Source organism: Limnothrix redekei LRLZ20PSL1 (assembly GCF_043235035.1).
Taxonomy (GTDB): Bacteria; Cyanobacteriota; Cyanobacteriia; order CACIAM-69d; family CACIAM-69d; genus CACIAM-69d.
Window position 1 is genome coordinate 132,809 of record NZ_JAZAQF010000059.1, and the last position, 17,734, is coordinate 150,542.

The 17,734-nt window shown below is 56.6% G+C and carries 11 protein-coding genes and 1 tRNA gene; 6 read left to right on the top strand and 6 right to left on the bottom strand.

Translation table 11 applies throughout. The annotated features are described in order from the left end of the window. Positions 1–11 precede the first annotated feature (11 nt). Positions 12–3,149 carry a type I restriction endonuclease subunit R gene (locus tag VPK24_RS10320; RefSeq protein WP_393012832.1) on the top strand — a complete coding sequence of 1,046 codons (3,138 nt, stop codon included), beginning with the start codon at positions 12–14 and terminating at the stop codon, positions 3,147–3,149. Between the two features lie 21 nt (positions 3,150–3,170). Here VPK24_RS10320 and mfd read toward each other — a convergent pair whose 3' ends face one another. Further along, on the bottom strand, positions 3,171–6,686 hold the full coding sequence (mfd, locus tag VPK24_RS10325) for a transcription-repair coupling factor (RefSeq protein WP_393012835.1): 3,516 nt from the start codon (positions 6,684–6,686) through the stop codon (positions 3,171–3,173). 407 nt (positions 6,687–7,093) lie between these two features. Between mfd and VPK24_RS10330 the strand changes: the two genes are divergently transcribed. Together VPK24_RS10330 and VPK24_RS10335 are read left to right on the top strand one after the other, a co-directional pair. After that, entirely contained in the window at positions 7,094–7,573 is a 480-nt protein-coding gene (locus tag VPK24_RS10330; RefSeq protein WP_393012838.1) for an REP-associated tyrosine transposase, read from the top strand. 168 nt (positions 7,574–7,741) lie between these two features. Further along, entirely contained in the window at positions 7,742–8,197 is a 456-nt protein-coding gene (locus tag VPK24_RS10335; RefSeq protein WP_190353597.1) for an SRPBCC family protein, read from the top strand. Between the two features lie 62 nt (positions 8,198–8,259). Here VPK24_RS10335 and VPK24_RS10340 read toward each other — a convergent pair whose 3' ends face one another. Beyond that, positions 8,260–8,670 carry a hypothetical protein gene (locus tag VPK24_RS10340; RefSeq protein ID WP_190353596.1) on the bottom strand — a complete coding sequence of 137 codons (411 nt, stop codon included), beginning with the start codon at positions 8,668–8,670 and terminating at the stop codon, positions 8,260–8,262. 102 nt (positions 8,671–8,772) lie between these two features. Here VPK24_RS10340 and hslO point away from each other — a divergent pair, with 102 nt between their 5' ends. Both hslO and VPK24_RS10350 read left to right on the top strand, forming a co-directional pair. Then, positions 8,773–9,675 carry an Hsp33 family molecular chaperone HslO gene (hslO, locus tag VPK24_RS10345; protein ID WP_099533461.1) on the top strand — a complete coding sequence of 301 codons (903 nt, stop codon included), beginning with the start codon at positions 8,773–8,775 and terminating at the stop codon, positions 9,673–9,675. Positions 9,676–9,763: 88 nt separating this feature from the next. Next, positions 9,764–9,836, top strand: a tRNA-Ala gene (locus VPK24_RS10350). A gap of 290 nt (positions 9,837–10,126) precedes the next feature. Here the strand turns inward: VPK24_RS10350 and VPK24_RS10355 are convergent. From VPK24_RS10355 to uvrC, 4 genes are all read right to left on the bottom strand, one after another. Continuing rightward, entirely contained in the window at positions 10,127–11,263 is a 1,137-nt protein-coding gene (locus VPK24_RS10355; RefSeq protein ID WP_393012842.1) for a hypothetical protein, read from the bottom strand. Between the two features lie 282 nt (positions 11,264–11,545). Then, positions 11,546–12,097, bottom strand: a complete 552-nt coding sequence (locus VPK24_RS10360) for a GNAT family N-acetyltransferase (RefSeq protein WP_393012845.1) — start codon at positions 12,095–12,097, stop codon at positions 11,546–11,548. Positions 12,098–12,136: 39 nt separating this feature from the next. Further along, entirely contained in the window at positions 12,137–12,520 is a 384-nt protein-coding gene (locus VPK24_RS10365) for an STAS domain-containing protein (protein WP_393012847.1), read from the bottom strand. A 422-nt stretch (positions 12,521–12,942) separates the two neighbouring features. Continuing rightward, positions 12,943–15,090 (bottom strand): excinuclease ABC subunit UvrC, encoded by a 2,148-nt coding sequence (gene uvrC / locus VPK24_RS10370; RefSeq protein ID WP_393012850.1) that lies wholly within the window; start codon positions 15,088–15,090, stop codon positions 12,943–12,945. A gap of 313 nt (positions 15,091–15,403) precedes the next feature. Here uvrC and VPK24_RS10375 point away from each other — a divergent pair, with 313 nt between their 5' ends. Further along, positions 15,404–17,530, top strand: a complete 2,127-nt coding sequence (locus tag VPK24_RS10375) for a beta strand repeat-containing protein (RefSeq protein ID WP_393012853.1) — start codon at positions 15,404–15,406, stop codon at positions 17,528–17,530. The last annotated feature ends 204 nt before the right edge of the window (positions 17,531–17,734 follow it).

Genomic DNA, 17,734 nt, shown 5'->3' on the forward strand with positions numbered 1-17,734 from the left:
CAGCTCCCGTCATGCCCTACCTCAGCGAAGCCCAGGTTGAACAACTCCTCCTTGAGCAATTCCAAACCCTCGGCTATGGCTACCGGGCGGATGTTGTGGTCAACCCCGACGGCTCCCAGCCAGAACGGGAAGCTTATGCCGATACGATCCTGAGCCAACGGTTGCGCGCCGCCCTCGATCGCCTGAACCCAACGATTCCCGCCGCTGCCCGCGATGATGCGTTTAAAAAAATCATTGCCACCGAAAAGCCCAATTTAATTGAAGAGAATCGGCGACTCCATCAAGCCTTAGTTGAAGGAATTGATGTGGAGTTTTACGCCGAAGATGGCACGATTCGCGGTGATAAAGTCTATGCGATCGACTTTGCCAACCCCGACAATAACGATTGGTTAGTCCTCAACCAATTTACGGTCATTGAAAACGGCCACAAACGCCGCCCCGATGTGGTGGTTTTTATTAATGGTCTGCCGATCGCCGTAATCGAAATTAAAAAACCCGGTAGCTCCACCGACACGCTCACCGCTGCCTATAACCAACTCCAAACCTACAAAGCCCAAATCGCCGCACTCTTTCGCACCAACGCCGCCCTGATCACCACCGATGGACTCACCGCCCACATCGGCTCCCTCTCGGCCGATCGAGAACGCTTCGCGCCCTGGCCCACGATCGACGGAATAGCGATCGCGCCCAAAGGTCAACCCCAAATGGCCGTGCTGATTGAGGGCGTATTTGAAAAACAACGCTTCCTAGACCTCATTCAAAACTTCACGGTCTTTAGCGACTCCGGCTCCGGCATCCGTAAAATCATCGCTGGCTATCACCAATTCCACGCCGTCCACAAGGCGATCGCCCGCACTGTTTCTGCGATCCAAACTGATCAAAAAGCCGGCGTGATTTGGCATACCCAAGGCTCCGGCAAAAGCTTCCTAATGGCGTTCTATGCTGGCCAACTGGTGCGCCATCCTGACCTACAAAATCCGACGATCGTTGTGATCACCGATCGCAACGACCTAGACGATCAACTCTTTGGCACGTTTTCCATGTGCCGCGACCTGATTCGCCAAACACCCCAACAGGCCGACAGCCGCGAAGACCTGCAAGCCATTCTGAACCGGGCCGCCGGGGGCGTTGTTTTCACCACGATCCAAAAATTCGCCCCCACGAAAGGCGAAACCACGTATCCCCTGTTGAGCGATCGGCGCAACATCATCGTGATTGCCGACGAGGCCCACCGCAGCCAATACGGGTTTAACGCCAAGCTCGATCGCACCACGGGCGACATGGCCTACGGCTTCGCTAAATATCTGCGCGATGCCCTGCCCAATGCCTCGTTTATTGGGTTTACGGGCACACCGATCGAGGCTAGTGATGTCAACACGCCCGCCGTTTTTGGCAACTACATCGACATCTACGACATCAGCCGCGCCGTGGAAGATGGCGCAACCGTGCCGATTTATTACGAAAACCGCCTCGCTCGAATTCAACTCCCCGAAGATCAAAAACCCCAAATTGATGCGGAAATCGAAGAACTTTTGGAGGACGAGGAACAATCAGAGCGGGTAAAACTGAGTCAAAAATGGGCTACGGTTCAAGCGCTAGTCGGCGCAGAATCTCGCCTTAAACTAGTTGCCGCCGATTTAGTTCAACACTTTGAAAATCGGGTTGCGGCTTTGACGGGCAAGGCCATGATTGTTTGTATGAGTCGATCGATTTGCATCAAGCTCTACGACCAAATCATCGCGCTCCGTCCCGATTGGCACAGCCTGGATGACAACACCGGCCGGATCAAAATCGTGATGACGGGTTCTGCTGCTGATCCCCTGGAATGGCAACCCCACATTGGCAACAAGGCCCGCCGCGATCTGCTGGCAAAACGCCTAAAAGACCCGGAAGATCCCCTGCAATTGGTGATCGTTCGGGATATGTGGCTGACTGGGTTTGATGCCCCCGACCTGCACACGATGTACGTGGACAAACCCATGAAAGGCCATGGCCTGATGCAGGCGATCGCCCGTGTGAATCGGGTTTTTCGTGATAAACCTGCGGGCCTGGTTGTGGACTACATCGGCATTGCCCAACGCCTGAAGGAAGCCCTCCGCGATTATTCCGCCCAAGACCAAGAACGCACGGGCATCGATGAAGCCGAGGCGATCGCCGTCATGCTGGAAAAGTACGATATTGTGCGCGCCCTTTTCCACGGTTTCGATTACCAACGCGGCTTGATAGGTACAGCTCAAGAACGTTTGGTGGTGATGGCTGAGGCGATCGAATGGGTTCTGGAAAAACAGCACCAAGCCGCCCAGCAAGAAACCGATGAAAACGCCCAAAAACGCGCCCACCGCCACTATCAAGATGTTGTTTTAGCCTTATCCAAAGCCTTTGCCCTGGCTAGTTCTAGCGATCAAGGTCGCCAAATTCGCGATGAAGTGGGCTTCTTCCAAGCAATCCGCGCTGCGCTGGTGCAATCAACCGCAACTGCTCAACCAACCACGACCGGCCGGGAATTTGCCGTCCAGCAAATGATCGATCGGGCCATTGCCTCCACTGAAATGATCGATATCCTCAGGGCGGCTGGGCTGTCTTCCCCGGATCTTTCGATTTTTTCCGATGATTTTTTGCTGGAAATTCAGCAAATGCCCAAGAAGAATCTCGCCCTCGAAGCCCTCAAGCGATTGCTCAATGATGAAATCCACTCTCGCAGTCGCACGAATATTACCGAAGAAAAGAAATTTTCTGAACGATTGGAAAAGACGATCGCCCGCTACCACACCAACGCGATCAGCGCCGTTGAAGTGATCCAGGAAATGATTAATTTGGCTCGGGATGTCCAAGCCGCACGGCAGCGGGGCGAGGAGCAAGGTTTATCTGCCGATGAAATCGCTTTTTATGATGCCCTGGCCGAGAATGAAAGCGCGGTTGAAGTGATGGGCAATGACAGCCTGAAAGTGATTGCCCACGAACTCTTGATCAGTTTGAAGTCAAACATCACGATCGATTGGGCCCATCGGGAAAGCGCCCGTGCTCGCCTGCGAACTGCCATTAAGCGCATTCTCAAAAGACACGGCTACCCACCAGATTTAGAAAAAGCTGCGATTCAAACCGTCTTGCAGCAAGCAGAAGCCCTATCCAGTCATTGGATGGGCTGCTAAGTCTCGAAAGCTCCATTTTGTCTAGGAAGCCTTCAACGGCGCTTCCGGTAGTGCACCTTGCATTCGACCTAGCCAATCGATCAAATTGTCTAGTTGCTGTTCCGGTTTTACCACGCCCAAACCACGCACCATCACCTTTTTCGGCATGTAGACAAAGCGCGATCGCAGGTGGTCGGGCAGGTTTTCTGCTAACAACTTCCAAGCCGGTTCTTCCATCGGCGTTTCCAAAATCACGTGCTGTTTATTCTCGATCCGAATCCGAGAGAAGCCGAGCTGCTTGGCGGTCTGTTTCAGTTCCATCACCCGCAACAGTTGCAGGCAAGCGGGCGGAATGGGGCCGTAGCGATCACTCCAGTCGGCGGCAATTTCCGTGAGTTCCCGTTTGCTGCTGGCGGCGGCAACCGATCGATAGGCGCTCATCTTTTGTTCCAAGTCGGGAATGTAATCGTTGGGAATAAAGGCCGTTAGGTGCAAATCGATTTGGGTATCGTCCACCTGCGGGATTGCTTGGCCACGAATTTCGTCGATCGCTTCTTGCAACATTTCCATGTAGAGATCGAAGCCGATCGCTTCCATTTGTCCCGATTGTTCTGCGCCCAACAAATTACCAACGCCGCGAATTTCCATATCGCGCATGGCAAGTTGATAGCCCGATCCCAGTTGAGTAAATTCTTGAATCGCGCGCAGTCGTTTGCGGGCGGCTTCTGATAGTAATCCTTGGCGGTTATAGAACAACCAAGCATGGGCTTGCACCCCGGCCCGACCGACGCGGCCGCGCAATTGATAGAGCTGAGATAGCCCGAATTTTTCCGCATCTTCAATCAAAATTGTGTTGACGCGGGGAATATCCAAGCCCGATTCCACAATCGTGGTGCAGACCAAAATATCCGCTTCGCCGCTGCCAAAGGACAGCATGGTGGCTTCCAATTCACCCTCGTCCATTTGCCCGTGGGCGATCGCAATTCGCAGGCTAGGAACCAGCTCCACCAATTGCGTTGCTACCTTTTCAATGCCTTCCACCCGAGGCACCACGTAGAAAATTTGCCCACCCCGATCGAGTTCTTGCCGAATCGCCGATCGCACCGCTTCTGGATCGTAGGGAGCCAGGTGAGTTTGGATCGGGCGGCGGTTGGGCGGTGGAGTCGTAATCAAGCTCATTTCCCGAATACCCGAGAGCGCCATATAGAGCGTTCGCGGAATCGGTGTGGCGCTGAGGGTCAACACATCCACTTGGGTTTTCAGGGCTTTGATTTTCTCCTTTTGATTCACCCCAAAGCGCTGCTCTTCATCAACCACTAAAAGACCCAAATCTTTAAATTGAGTTGATTTGCTCAAGAGGGCATGGGTTCCCACCACAATGTCCAATTCTCCGGTGGCCAAACGCCGTTGAATTTCCTTGCGTTCCTGGGGCGATCGAAATCGATTCATCAGCCCAATTTGAATTGGGTAGGGCGCAAATCGTTCCTTTAAGGTGTGGTAATGCTGTTGGGTCAAAATCGTGGTGGGAGCCAGCAGGGCACATTGTTTTCCGGCGGTGACGGCCTTGAAAATGGCCCGCACGGCCACTTCCGTTTTGCCAAAGCCCACATCGCCACAGACCAAGCGATCCATAGGGCGATCGCTCTCCATGTCTCGTTTTACGTCCTGGGTTGCCTTCAGTTGATCCGGCGTGGGTTGGTAGGGAAATGAGTCCTCTAGTTCCTGTTGCCAAGGCATATCCGGCGGCAGGGCCACGCCCCGTTGTTCCGATCGCGCCGCATACAGTTGCAGCAAATCCACCGCCAATTTCTTGATCGTTTTGCGGACTTTCGCTTTCGTTTTTTCCCAGGCTTTCCCGGTCATCCGGTGTAATTCCGGCGGGCTATCTTGGGTGCGACGATAGCGCGACAGGCTGCCCACTTGATCCGCCGCTACCCGCAATAGGCCATCGGCGTATTGCAACACCAAATATTCGCGGGTTTGGTTGTCAAAAACGATTTTTTCGAGCTTTAAAAACCGCCCAATCCCGTGGTTGCGATGCACCACATAATCGCCGGGAGCCAGCTTGTTGGGATCGACTTGTTTAGAGGTGGCGCGGCGACGTTTTCGCACATAACCGGGCGTGGCCAAGGCGTGCTGACCAAAAAATTCCCGATCGGTCAGCACCGTGATCCGATAGGTGGGCAGCACGAAGCCTTCGAGTTCCGCCAAGCCGGAATATTTGACCGCCACGGGGGTGTGGTTGCCCTGGAGCCGATCGATCGCCTGGAAGTCGCGCGGGCTGGGCACAAACTGCGCCGGACAGTCGTGCTCTTGCAGCAGGGCTACGGAGCGGCTGGGCTGGGCCGACAGCAGCCAAATGGCGAATTTGCGATCGACCTCGCCGCGAATGAAGTCCGCCAACTTGCTGAACTGGTGCGGCGTGGGCGGCACGGGTCGGGAAGCCAAATTAATCGGCCGGGGCGGGTTGGCAATCAGGGGCGAGGCCACCTCCGTCGCCAGCTCACTGAGAAAGAAGCGATCGAACCGATCGAGCGCTGCCAACACCTCGCCAAAGGTGCGATGAATCGGTCGCAGGGGTTCCCCGTGGGGCAAGCTGTCCGGGTGTTGATTGACGATCGACCAATGCTCGCCCACCTGCTCCACCCAGCGATCGGCATGGGCCCCGCAATGGTCGATCTCATCGATCGCCACGATCGTCCCCTCGGGCAAATAGTCCAGCAAGCAAGCCGGTTGCTCAAAGGCCCGCCCCAACAGCCGCCGCACCCCTTCCGCGTCCGATCGCAACTCCGCTTCCGCCTCCGGTTCGTCCACGGGTTCCGGCTCCCAACCCAAGGCCGCCCGGACGATCGGCCCAAAATCCGTCGGAGTCAGCACCACCCGCGCCACCGGATCGAGCGATCGTTGATTCGCCGGGTCAAACTCCCGAATCCGCTCCAAAGCGTCGCCAAACCACTCCAACCGCACCGGCAATTCCGACGACACCGGGAACACATCGATAATGTCGCCCCGCTGACTCCACTGGCCCTCCGTTTCCACCAAGGAAACCCGCTCATAGCCCAGCCGCGCCAGCTTGCGCCCCAAATCACTCAAGTCTGACTCGGCCCCCGGCTCCAGATTGATGCAGTAGGGATCAAAGGCTGCCACGGGGGGCAAATGCGGTTGCAGGGCGCGTTCGGTGGTGACGATCGCGATCGGCTTTGGGTCACTGTGGAGCGATCGCCCCCGCAAATCCGCCAACACCTGCAACTGGCCCCAGAGGGTTTCCTGCTCCGGGTCAAAGGGTTCGTAGGGCGAGGCTTCCGAGGTGGGATAAAAATGCAGCGCCCCAAAGCCCATCTCCTCCATCTGGGCAGCCCAGCGGCTGGCTTCCTCCAGCGTCGCCGTCACCACCAGCAGCGATCGCCCCCGCGCTTGGGCCAGCGCCGAAATTGTGAAGGCCTTGGGCAACTGGGCCGCGCCGCTAAAAATCAACTGGCGATCGCGATCGAGCCGTCCTAAAAACTCCTCCGTCAAGGGAGACCGCTGCAAGGCACGAACGATCGACGTGAAAGCCATAATCCAGACCCCTTAAAACCTGAGCAGCGCGCCAAAGTCCCCACCACAGGGAATTTGTGGCTCCTTTGAAGCGTTAGCGCGAATGGTTAACCCTTTTGATTCTAGGAGGTTGTTGGGTACATTTACCGATTGGACGATCAGGCGCGAAACCTCAGGAGCCGTAGGGTGTGTGGGAGCACGCGATCGAATTAACGACAATTGCCCGATAATCTCCCACGCACCGCAACCGCTCCCACGCACCGCAACCGCCCCGCCATCGACGACAATCCCCACAAATTCGTTGGGCCAAGACATTGCAGCGGTGCGTAGGGCAAGAAGGGAGCGCTGGGACTCAAAGGAGCGTTGCCCTACGCACCCTACGGATACGGGGGCGGGGTGGGGACATCCGATAATTGGGAGGGAGAGTCATGCCGAATTATCGGCGGTGGCGAGAGACGGGAGCCGCGTATTTTTTTACGGTGGTCACCCATGGCCGATCACCTTGGCTTTGTGAACCGATCGCCCGCCAAGCCCTGCGCCAAGCCATTCGTACCACGCAGGCCGCTTACCCGTTTTCGATCGATGCCTTTGTGTTGTTGCCCGATCATCTGCATTGCATTTGGACATTACCGGCAGACGACGATGATTTCTCAACCCGATGGCGATTGATCAAAACGCGCACCAGTCGGATTTGTGCCCGTCAATTGCCAATCGATTTACCCAGCAGTCGATCGCGCGATCGTCGTTGTGAGCTTCCTTATTGGCAGCGCCGGTTTTGGGAGCACAAAATCCGTGACGAAGCTGATTTCCACAACCACGTTCATTACATCCACCACAACCCCGTCAAACACGGCCACGTCACCGACCCCACCGCCTGGCCCTTTTCCACCATCCATCGCCCCTGGTAATTTCGCCCGCCATCCCCAACGTAGATCGATCGCCCCCGTTGGCGTTTCCGGCAGGGCGGGCAACTCCGGGCGGCGGGCCAGGCGATCGCCACGACCGAGAGCCAGAGTGCTATCGTAGGCATCGGTTGAGCGTTTCACCGGGCGATCGCAGCAGCCCGCCAATTCCCCATGACCGACTGGCTCGAACACAGCGTTCAAGTAGAAGTTCCGGTTCCGATCGAGCATGTGTGGAGCCTTTGGTCTGACCTAGAACAAATGCCCCGCTGGATGAAATGGATTGATTCGGTGCATATTTCCGATGCGGATCCGGATATTTCCATTTGGCAATTTGCTTCGGGAAATTTCCGGTTTGATTGGAAGTCGCGGATTGTGCGACTGGTGGATAACCAAATTATTCAGTGGGAATCGATCGACGGGTTGCCCAACCGGGGAGCCGTGCGGTTTTACGATCGCAAGGGCAGCAGCATCGTCCGCATGAGCATCGCCTACGACATGCCGGGGATCGTTGGGCAGTTGATGGATCGGCTGTTTTTGGGGCGGATTGTGGAATCGACGCTACAAGCGGATTTGGAGCGCTTTCGGGTCTATGCCGAACAGTCCTTGCAACAAACGGGCCCCACTTAAAGCCGCTTTAGGGGCGATCGGGACTGGCGCAACTGGTGTTTGGAGGCCACTGAGCAAAGGCTCTAGGTGGCCATGCCCGATCGCACGGTGCTGTTCTGGCGGCTGAGATAGGCCTTCAGGCGCAACAAACTGGTCACATGACCTAACCGCAAGGGCAAAATCGAGATCCCTTCAACGCGCGATTGCAGCCACCCATCGCCCCAATGCCATTCGTGGTGGCCATCGATCGCCCCGGCCAGAATGAGCGAGAGGCCCCGATCGTTTGCCCACTGAACATGATGCTGAATTTCCAGGGGCCCCAGCCAACTGGTGTAGGTCGTGCCGGTGACCAGGCGATCGGGCAAATTTGCCGAAAACCGCTGGGGGCCAATCCAATGGGGCCATTCGCTAGGGCGCAGAATGCTATCGCCAATTAGGGTTGCGGAGGCTTCGAGTTCAATGCGCAACTGGGCTTGTTGAAATGTGCCGAACATAGGCTTTGGGGTTCCGTATTCCGTAGGTTATGCCGTAATTTGGACAGATCCAATGGATACAATGAATTAATAACGCAGGTTAAGAAATGTAAGGGTTTTGTCATGGGCGATCGTCTAATCCGAGCCACTGCCGCCGATGGGGGTATCCGCGCGGTGGGAGCCATCACCACCCGTTTGACCGACGAAGCCCGCGCCAGGCACAACCTATCCTACGTAGCCACCGCTGCATTGGGTCGCACCATGACGGCCGGCTTGCTGCTGGCCGCCAACATGAAGCGCACGGAAGCTCGCGTTAACTTGCGCTTTCGGGGTGATGGGCCCTTGGGCGTGGTGATGGCGGATGCGGGCTGTGATGGCACGGCTCGGGGTTATGTGGGTAATCCTAGTGTGGAGTTGCCACCCAATGCCAAGGGCAAGCTCGATGTGGGCGGGGCGATCGGGAAAGGCTACCTCTACGCTGTGCGTGATTTTGGCTATGGCTATCCCTATTCCAGCACCACGGAAATTGTGTCCGGGGAAGTGGCTGAGGATGTGACGCATTACTTGGCAAATTCTGAACAAACGCCTTCGGCCCTTTCCTTGGGGGTGTTTGTGGAGCCAGACGGGGTAACGGCGGCCGGGGGATTGCTGATTCAGGTCATGCCGCAGGCCTCGATCGAGGATTCGGCCCTGGCGCTGTTGGAAAGCCGCATTGAAGCCCTTCAGGGGTTCACCCCACTCTTGCGGAGCGGCAAGTCTTTGCCTGAGATCCTGCAAGATTTGTTGGGAGATATGGGGTTGGAAATTTTCCCGGAAGTGCAAATGTTGCGATTCCACTGTGGTTGCACCAATGAGCGTGTGCTGCGGGCCCTGAAGACGTTGGGCGAAGATGAACTTCGGGACATGATTGTCAAGGACGGTGGCGCAGAGGCCACCTGCCATTTCTGTAATTCGGTCTATCAAACGGATGTTTCAGGCTTGGAGCAACTGATCCAAGAATTACGGGCCGAGGCGGCGAATTCCTAGATCAACGCCATCGGGGCAACTTTTTTTGCGCAAGGGGCTTGCATCTTCCGGAAAATTTGCTAAACTTGGTTTCGCCGCACAACGGCGCGGGGGTTTAGCTCAGTTGGTAGAGCGCCTGCTTTGCAAGCAGGATGTCAGCGGTTCGAGTCCGCTAACCTCCACTTAAATTTCAGCATTTAAAGCAACTTAAGTCTTAGAAGGCACGGGAGCATTCTGAGCGCGGTCTTCGGGGCTAGCTAGAGTTTGGTTGATGGCGCTCGCCCTTGATTGCGCTGGGCTGGCTCTAGTGGGCTGTGGCGATCGGTTGGGGGCATGAAACCAGCCAGTAAACCACCACCACCGATCGGGGCCAGGGGCCAAATTGACCGGCCCCGATCGGGCTAGTTGATCACTGGAACGGTGTTGCTGAGAGGGTTGGGTCTCAATGCGCCGGCCTGGATGTTATTTGCGATTATTTGCGATCGATCCAAACCTTCAGCGCTTCGAGTTGCAAACCATCACCCCGCAAACCGCAGAACTCGCCACCCTTCAGCACATTGGAGTTGCCATAGCGGGCAAAGTGTCCTTGATAGAAGAGTTGATAGCGATCGGCTTCGGGGCCCGTCAGCTCGATCGTGAATCCTTCTAGGCGGCGACTTTCGCGGCGGGATCCGACGTATTCCCCTTCACCCACCCAAGCCGTGTCACCGGTGCTTTGCAGGTGACCCATGTAGCGGATGCCCAAACCGGGAATCGGTTGCTTAAAGCGAATTTGCATCCCTTCGATGGCGCGAGATTCGCCGATGGTTCCAGCAAATTCCCGATCACTGAAGGTGCGATCGCCAATACCGCCGATGTGTACCATCACTTCCAATGCCACTGAGCCAACCGTCGAAGCCGTGGCCCCAAAAATCACATCATTGGCTTGCAAAGGCGCGACCGTTTGGGTGCTGGGGGCTTCGCGGGGAGCGGGGGCCGCTTGACCACCCACTTGCAGCTTGCCTCGGGACGCGGCCACGGCCAGCGATCGACCAAAGGAGCGGGCCACGGTGTCTTCCAGTTGCACCCAGCGATCGTCATCTAGGCGATCGGCTTCTTCCAACAGGGTCAAAAGGGCACAAAGGGGATGATTACCCTTCACCAGGGAGATGGCCACCTGGGGCAAATTCGTGGGCACAGCGGTGGCCACCAGGCCACGCACCTGCCGCGCCTGAGTTTGGCAATCTTCGAGGGCCCCTTGGGCATCGCTGCTGCCGCTGTAGCGAATGGACAGCAGGCGATCGAGCATGGCCAGCGCCTGTTGTTGAACCGCTTCCGGCGATCCAATGGGCATCAAGGAGCGAATAAAGGCTTCCAGTTCCCGCACAGAAACCAAGTTGGCTGGAATGGCTCCCCCTGTTAAACCCGCTTCCTTGGCTAGGGCGATCGCGCGATCGCGTAGGGTTTCAAAAACTTGTTGATAGCGGGCAGCTTCCTGGAGCAGACCGGCGCTGGGTGGCGTACCCAAATTGGTTAACTCACCGGCCGCCAGGGAAAGCCGGGTCCCCAAGCTGTTGTAGCTACTGGCGAGGGCGCTCAACTCTTGCAGCAGGGTGTCGAGGGCGAGCATAGGAAATTCAGTTTGAAGGGATTGAGTTAGTTGAATGGACTCCTGGGCAATGGTTTGGGGTATGCACAATTGGGGTGCGATTGACGATTCAGTATCCGTGATTCATCGTCTCTGATTCAGTATCCGTGATTCATCGTCTGTGATTCAGCATTCGCGAATCTTCGATCCCCAACCCGATCAATCTGATTCGATCAATTAGGTCAATTGTGCTGGATTAACCAAGCCTATTGGAGCCAACGATAACCATACCACCGGCTCTAATCGGCCAATGAATTAATGGATTTATGAGTTTGTGTATAGGTTTGTGGAACTTGAGTTTGTGGCACTTGGTTGATGGGCGGTAATGGGCCCACGGGCGATCGGTTTGCAGTAGAGACGATCGCACCGTGGCGTTTCAACCCCTTGGGTTAATTGATAGCCGCTGGTTTCATACAATTGCACGGCCGTTGCAAGGACGCTGGCGGTTTCCAACCAAGCAATCTGGAAGCCACGCCTAGACGCAGCTCGCTCCAGTTGTTGCAACAGCCAGCGCCCCAAACCCTGACCACGGGCCAATGGAAGCAGATACATTTTTCGGATCTCAACCGCGCGATCGCCTCGGTCGATCGGGTAGTAGGCTCCAGTGCCTACGAGCTGCGACCCTTGATAGATCACCCAAAATTCTCCCCCGGTCGCAAGATAACAATCTTCCACGGCCAGGACATCTCGATCGGCCCCTGTCGGTTCCCAAGGCAGACCATACTCCGTCAGCACAGTACGGATCACAGTTGCGGCAGCCGCCCGATCGCGAGGTTGCCAATCCTGAATCCGAAACCCCTTAAACACTGCTTCCATGGCATCTAACAGGCAGGATTCCAACCCAAGCGGTTTCCACTAGGCCGCCAAGGGATTAAAAGTCGGCTCCAGGGTCTGTTGTTCCCAAGCAGCCAATGCCGCCGCTTGCGATTCGTAGATGGGAAACACCCGATCGAGCTGAGCAATTTCAAACACCATCCGCACCGGATCCGAGGGCGCACAGAAGAGCAGCGCTCCACCCTGCTGTCGAGCCAATTTGAAACCAGCAATGAACGCCGAAAGACCGGAACTGTCGATTGAACTCACCTGAGATAAATCCAGCAACCAAACCGGGGCAGAAGTTTCCGTAGCGCTAACTTCCTGGGCCAGTTGCTCAAATTGTTGACGCAGATCGGCGCTGCTGTGGGTGTCGCAGCGACCTTGGAGTTCGAGTACATGAGGGCTGTACATCATGGGCACCATAAACCTTCCTAGAGAGCGAGCATTAACAACCGGCTCGGGGCCGGCCCCGTGTTTCGAGCCACGGGTCTATTCTGCTAATTGGAGGAGAGTGGAGGTGCGGCGGCGATCGCCCTAATAGGGTAATCGCGATCGCAAGTTACACGGGGCTAACTGGACTACCAAATGGGGCGCACCCCCGATCGTTGCCCGTTACCAAGGCTATTTTGTCAAGAGAGCGGCCCAGCACGCCTGGGAAAAGGTTCGGAGATTACGACCTGGGGCGGGCGGTGATGGTTCCAGCCGTTGCTCCTCGATCGGGCTGTTGGCTCAGGGAGTCAAGGGGCTGAAACGTTGCGATCGACCCGGTTTTCTGTTGATGAACCCCAGCGGGGCCCCCGGAGCCAGGTTGCGCCCGCTGCTGGGCGATCGGCTAAAGGCGGCAATCACGAAACTGTGCCGGTCAAATCAGTGCTGCCCAAGTCAGTGCTGCCCAAGTCAGTGCTGGTCAAATCAGTGCTGGCCAAATCAGTCGGATGAAAGTACTCATAAATTTGTTGGGCCAAGCGGGGGCCAACGCCGGGGACTTCCTGTAACTGGGCGGGTGTAGCCTCGCGGATGTAGTCGATCGAGCGGAAGTGGGCTAACAATTGCTTTTGGCGATGGTGTCCCAAGCCGGGAATCTCTTCGAGGCGCGATCGCCGCATTCGTTCCGTGCGTTTTTGGCGGTGGAAACTGACCGCAAATCGGTGAGCCTCGTCCCGCAAACGGCGCACCAACTGCACCCCCGGCTGCTCTGGATCCGCGCGTAGGGGCTGGGATTCTTCGGGCAAAAAGATTTCCTCGCGTTTTTTGGCCAGGCTCACCACCCGCAGCTCATCCAACAAATCCAGATCCCGCAACACGGTAACCACCGCCGACAGTTGCCCCTTACCCCCATCAATCACAACCAAATCTGGCCAGTCTTGGGTTTGACGCTCACGTCCACCCAAAACACTCAATGCCGCATTGGGTGCGCTACGGGGTTGGTGATCGCGGAATCGCCGCCGAATGGTTTCCGCCAAGCTGGCGAAGTCATCGGAGTGGCCGGGGCCAATTTCGGGGTTCCGAATTTTGTAATGACGGTAATGTTGCTTGGCAGGCAAGCCATCCACAAACACCACCCGCGAGGCCACCGCATCGGATCCCTGGATGTGGGAAATGTCATAGCACTCAATCCAACGGGGCAAATCGGGCAAGTCTAAGAGATCTGCCAGATCCTGGAGGGCGGCTTGGTTTCGATCTCTGCTGCGTTGGGTGCGGGCTAACTCGTAGTCCGCGTTGCGGGCCACCAGAGCAATCAAGTCCGCTTTCAGTTGCCGTTGAGGGGTTTCGATCGCCACCTTGCGGCCCCGGCGCTCACTCAGCCAGTCCGCTAGCCAAGGCCCGTCGGGCAATTCGTACTGCACCAAAATCTCCGCCGGAATTTCAACGGATTCCACGGTGCTGTAGTGCTCTTCGAGGGCCTGTTGCAAAATTCGCCCCAAAACGCTGGGGGCAATGGCTGGGGCCATAACTGGCGGAATAGCGGATTCGGTTTCGGCAGCACCCTCGGTCGCGGCTGGGGCGATCGCTTCGGTGACAACGGGCGATCGGGACTCGGATGTTATGGGGGCCGTGGTGGTCGGTGCGGGAATTTCCGCCACAAAACCCAACCGCCCCACCAGCCGCCCGGCCCGAATTTGGAACAGTTGAATGCAAGCATGGCGATCACTGGTGGCCAGGGCGATCGCATCGCGAGAAACCCGATCGTTTGGCAGCTCCACCTTGCGATCGGCCCCCAACTGTTCCAAGCCTCGCAGTCGATCGCGCAACTGAGCCGCTAGCTCAAAATTCAGTTCCTCCGCTGCGGCAATCATCTGCTGCTGGAGTTGCTCCATCAACTCGCCCGATCGCCCCTGAAACACCATGGCCACCTTCTGCACCGTTTGGCGGTAATTCGCTGGTGTAATCAAACCCTGACAAACACCCGGGCAGCGGCCAATGTCGTAGTTCAAGCAGGGGCGATCTCGAAACAAGGGCTTTGGCCGTTGCCGCAAGGGAAACAAACGCTTCACCAGCCGCAAAGTTTCCCGCAAGGCCTGCGCATCGGTGTAGGGGCCGTAGTAGCGATCGCCGGGTTGGCTCAGCTTGCGTTTGCGGGTAATGAACAGCCGAGGATAATCCTCCGACCAAGTAATGCAGAGATAGGGATATTTCTTGTCATCCTTCAGCAGCGTGTTGAAGTGGGGTTGATGCTGCCGAATCAGGTTGGCCTCCAAGGCCAGGGCTTCCGATTCCGTATCGGTAACGATGAATTCAATCTCCGCCACCTGCCGCACCATCAGTTCCAGGCGCGGACTGTGCAGTTGCTCCCCGATCGGCTTGTTGGACTGACCCTGAAACGGCCGGAAGTAAGAACGAACCCGCGATCGGAGGCTTTTGGACTTGCCTATATAAAGGATGCGATCGCGATCATCCTTCATGAAATAAACCCCCGGCTCCCGAGGCAACTCGGCCAAGCGGGTCACCAAACGGGGGCGATCGTGAATGAGCAACCGTTGATTAACGCCCATGCTGACCCGAATTTCATCAAAATCATCCCACCCCTGTACAATGCCCCATAACCTGAGCCACGATCTCCACCGCCTCTCCCAATTTTCCTGTGAATCTTGGGGAACCCATTGGAGAGCCTAGTCGTCAAGGGCTTCAGCTAGACAGTATCAGTCAACCTAAGGTAAACTTGCGCTGGCTGTACGAGTCTTTTTGGCAGTCTCAGATCAACAGAAAGCTCATAAGCTGCCTGTCACTGGATGCAACGCTGAATTGTCGATCGTTTGGTACAAGCACAGACATACAGCTACAGCAAATTTCAGAGGAGTGGAATAAGTGACTCAGTTCGGCAACAACCTACCCAACTTTTTGATTGGGTCTGGCGTAGATACCCTGATCGGTCTGGGGGATGCTGACTCGCTCGTCAGTAGCACCGCCGGTCGTAACGCAATTTTTGGTAACCAAGGCGCTGACTCGCTGATCAGCCAAGGTGGCGCTGACACCATCTACGGTGGTCAAGGCAACGACATCATCCGCAGCCGCGGCGGCTCGCTGCTGTACGGCGATCGCGGCAACGACACGATCGTGGGTGAGTCCACCTCCACTGGCATCATCGGCGGGTCAACTGCTGGCGGTGGCGACACCATGTACGGTGGCGAAGGCGATGACTCGCTGGTTGCTAACTCCGTTGGTCCTTCGGCTCTGTTCGGTAACCAAGGCAACGACGCACTGGTAGCTGGCAACCGGGCTGATACCCTGTACGGTGGCCAAGGCAACGACACCCTGACCTCGACCGTTGGTGGTCTGCTGTACGGCGATCGCGGTAACGATAGCATCGTATTGAGCGGTTCCGGCGTTGCTGGTGCAACCACGGTCTACGGTGGCGACGGCGACGATGCGATCACCGGTGGTGGCCGCACTCTGCTGTTCGGTAACCAAGGCAGCGATACGATCACGGCTGGTGCCGCTGACTCCGTATACGGCGGCTCGGGTGCTGACGTACTGACCGCTAGCGGCTCGGGTGCCTTCATCTCTGGCGACCTGGGTAACGATATCCTCCGCAACACCGGTGCTAACAACACCCTGGCTGGTGGCGAAGGCGACGACACGATCACCTTTGACGGTGGTGCTGCCTTCTCGACCGCTTCCGGTGGCGGTGGCAAGAACTTCCTGCAAATCCTGCCCACCATCACGGGTTCGGGTAACGTGCTGATTGCCGGCAGCCTGGGTGACACCCTGGTCGGCGCTGGTGCGAACACGATCCAAGGTGGCGCTGGTGATGATTCGCTGGTTTCCCAAGGGTCGAACGTCACCCTGGTGGGTGGTGCTGGTCGCGACACCTTCAACGTGTTGGCCGGTGGCGCAATCTCCGGCTTCAACCCCGGCGAAGGCGACACGATCCTCTCGGGTACCGCTCCCTTTACGATCATTGCTGGCAGCACTGGCTTGTACCTGACTGGTACTCCGAACCGCGACACCCTGACCGGTGGCGCTGGTAACGATACCCTGGAAGGCCTGGGCAACGCTGACGTGTTGACCGGTGGTGCAGGCGCTGACGTGTTCCTGTTCAAGGGCGTTCAGATCAGCGATGTGGCTTCGGTCACCTTCAATAACAGCACCCTGGAAGTTTCTGGAACGATCGGTGCTGGTACGGCACCAACCGCTGCACGCGAGGTACGGTACTTCACCACCTTCCCAAGTATCGGTGTTCCAACCAGCTTTGCTGGTGCATCCTTCACATTTGCTGGCGGTGGTACCCTCCCCGCAAGTGGCACTACAGGGTTGACCTCACCTGCATTCGGTGCAAGCCTGACGATCTCGTACGGCACAAGTGGTGGTATCGGCACAAGCGTTACGCCAATCTTTGGCTCATCCTTTACGACTGGTGGCACCTTAGTTCCCTTGTCAGGGTACGGTTATGCCCTGAGTGGGTTTGACACGATCACTGACTTTGACTCTGGTGTTGACCAGATCCGCCTGGAAGGCCGCCTGTTTACGTCAGGCACTAACTTCCCGAATGCCAACGCCCCGAGTGTATTCAAGACCGTTGCCTCAGTAACCGGCACTAACGTCGGTGGTATTGTTGGCGATCCCTCTCTGCTGTTCTACGCACGTGACACTGGCATTTTGTATGGTCGTGCAGCGACAGCGGGTGCAAATACTGCGCAAGCCTTTGGTAGTCAGTTCTTGTACAACCCCACGCCAGTAGCCGGAACCACTTCTCTACTCGACGTTACTACGGGTAACGGTACTAATGTACTGGTGAACTCTGGTACAGCAGCGGGTGCCCTCAACACCGTTGGTACTGCTCTGTACTTCATCTTGCCGCAAACGACCCCGATTACTGGTGTTGCATTTGCAGGAACGAACACCAATTACCTGCCGATTCCGTTCGCGCAAGTGCTCAAGAGCAATGCACCTGTCACCGACCTGACCTACGGTCGCGATATCGTGATCTTCTAAGGTTTGGCAGATTGACTCTCAAGGCAGGGTTTCGACTCTGCCTTTCCTCCCCAACTCGGATTCCGGGTCTGGGGAGTTTTTCTTTGGGTGTGTAGGGACGATCGCCCGCTTAAACCGTGTCAGAAGGTAGGCAGCAGTCGTTATTTTTGACGCAGTACTTTCCGTAAGTCATTACTATGTCAAATTCGGGATATTAATCAATGG

Bases quoted from the DNA above. Each gene is read 5' to 3' on its own strand.
- VPK24_RS10340 (WP_190353596.1), bottom strand. From the start codon at position 8,670: ATGTTCGGCACATTTCAACAAGCCCAGTTGCGCATTGAACTCGAAGCC.
- VPK24_RS10320 (WP_393012832.1), top strand. From the start codon at position 12: ATGCCCTACCTCAGCGAAGCCCAGGTTGAACAACTCCTCCTTGAGCAA.
- VPK24_RS10360 (WP_393012845.1), bottom strand. From the start codon at position 12,097: ATGGAAGCAGTGTTTAAGGGGTTTCGGATTCAGGATTGGCAACCTCGC.
- hslO (WP_099533461.1), top strand. From the start codon at position 8,773: ATGGGCGATCGTCTAATCCGAGCCACTGCCGCCGATGGGGGTATCCGC.
- VPK24_RS10355 (WP_393012842.1), bottom strand. From the start codon at position 11,263: ATGCTCGCCCTCGACACCCTGCTGCAAGAGTTGAGCGCCCTCGCCAGT.
- uvrC (WP_393012850.1), bottom strand. From the start codon at position 15,090: ATGGGCGTTAATCAACGGTTGCTCATTCACGATCGCCCCCGTTTGGTG.
- VPK24_RS10365 (WP_393012847.1), bottom strand. From the start codon at position 12,520: ATGGTGCCCATGATGTACAGCCCTCATGTACTCGAACTCCAAGGTCGC.
- VPK24_RS10330 (WP_393012838.1), top strand. From the start codon at position 7,094: ATGCCGAATTATCGGCGGTGGCGAGAGACGGGAGCCGCGTATTTTTTT.
- VPK24_RS10335 (WP_190353597.1), top strand. From the start codon at position 7,742: ATGACCGACTGGCTCGAACACAGCGTTCAAGTAGAAGTTCCGGTTCCG.
- mfd (WP_393012835.1), bottom strand. From the start codon at position 6,686: ATGGCTTTCACGTCGATCGTTCGTGCCTTGCAGCGGTCTCCCTTGACG.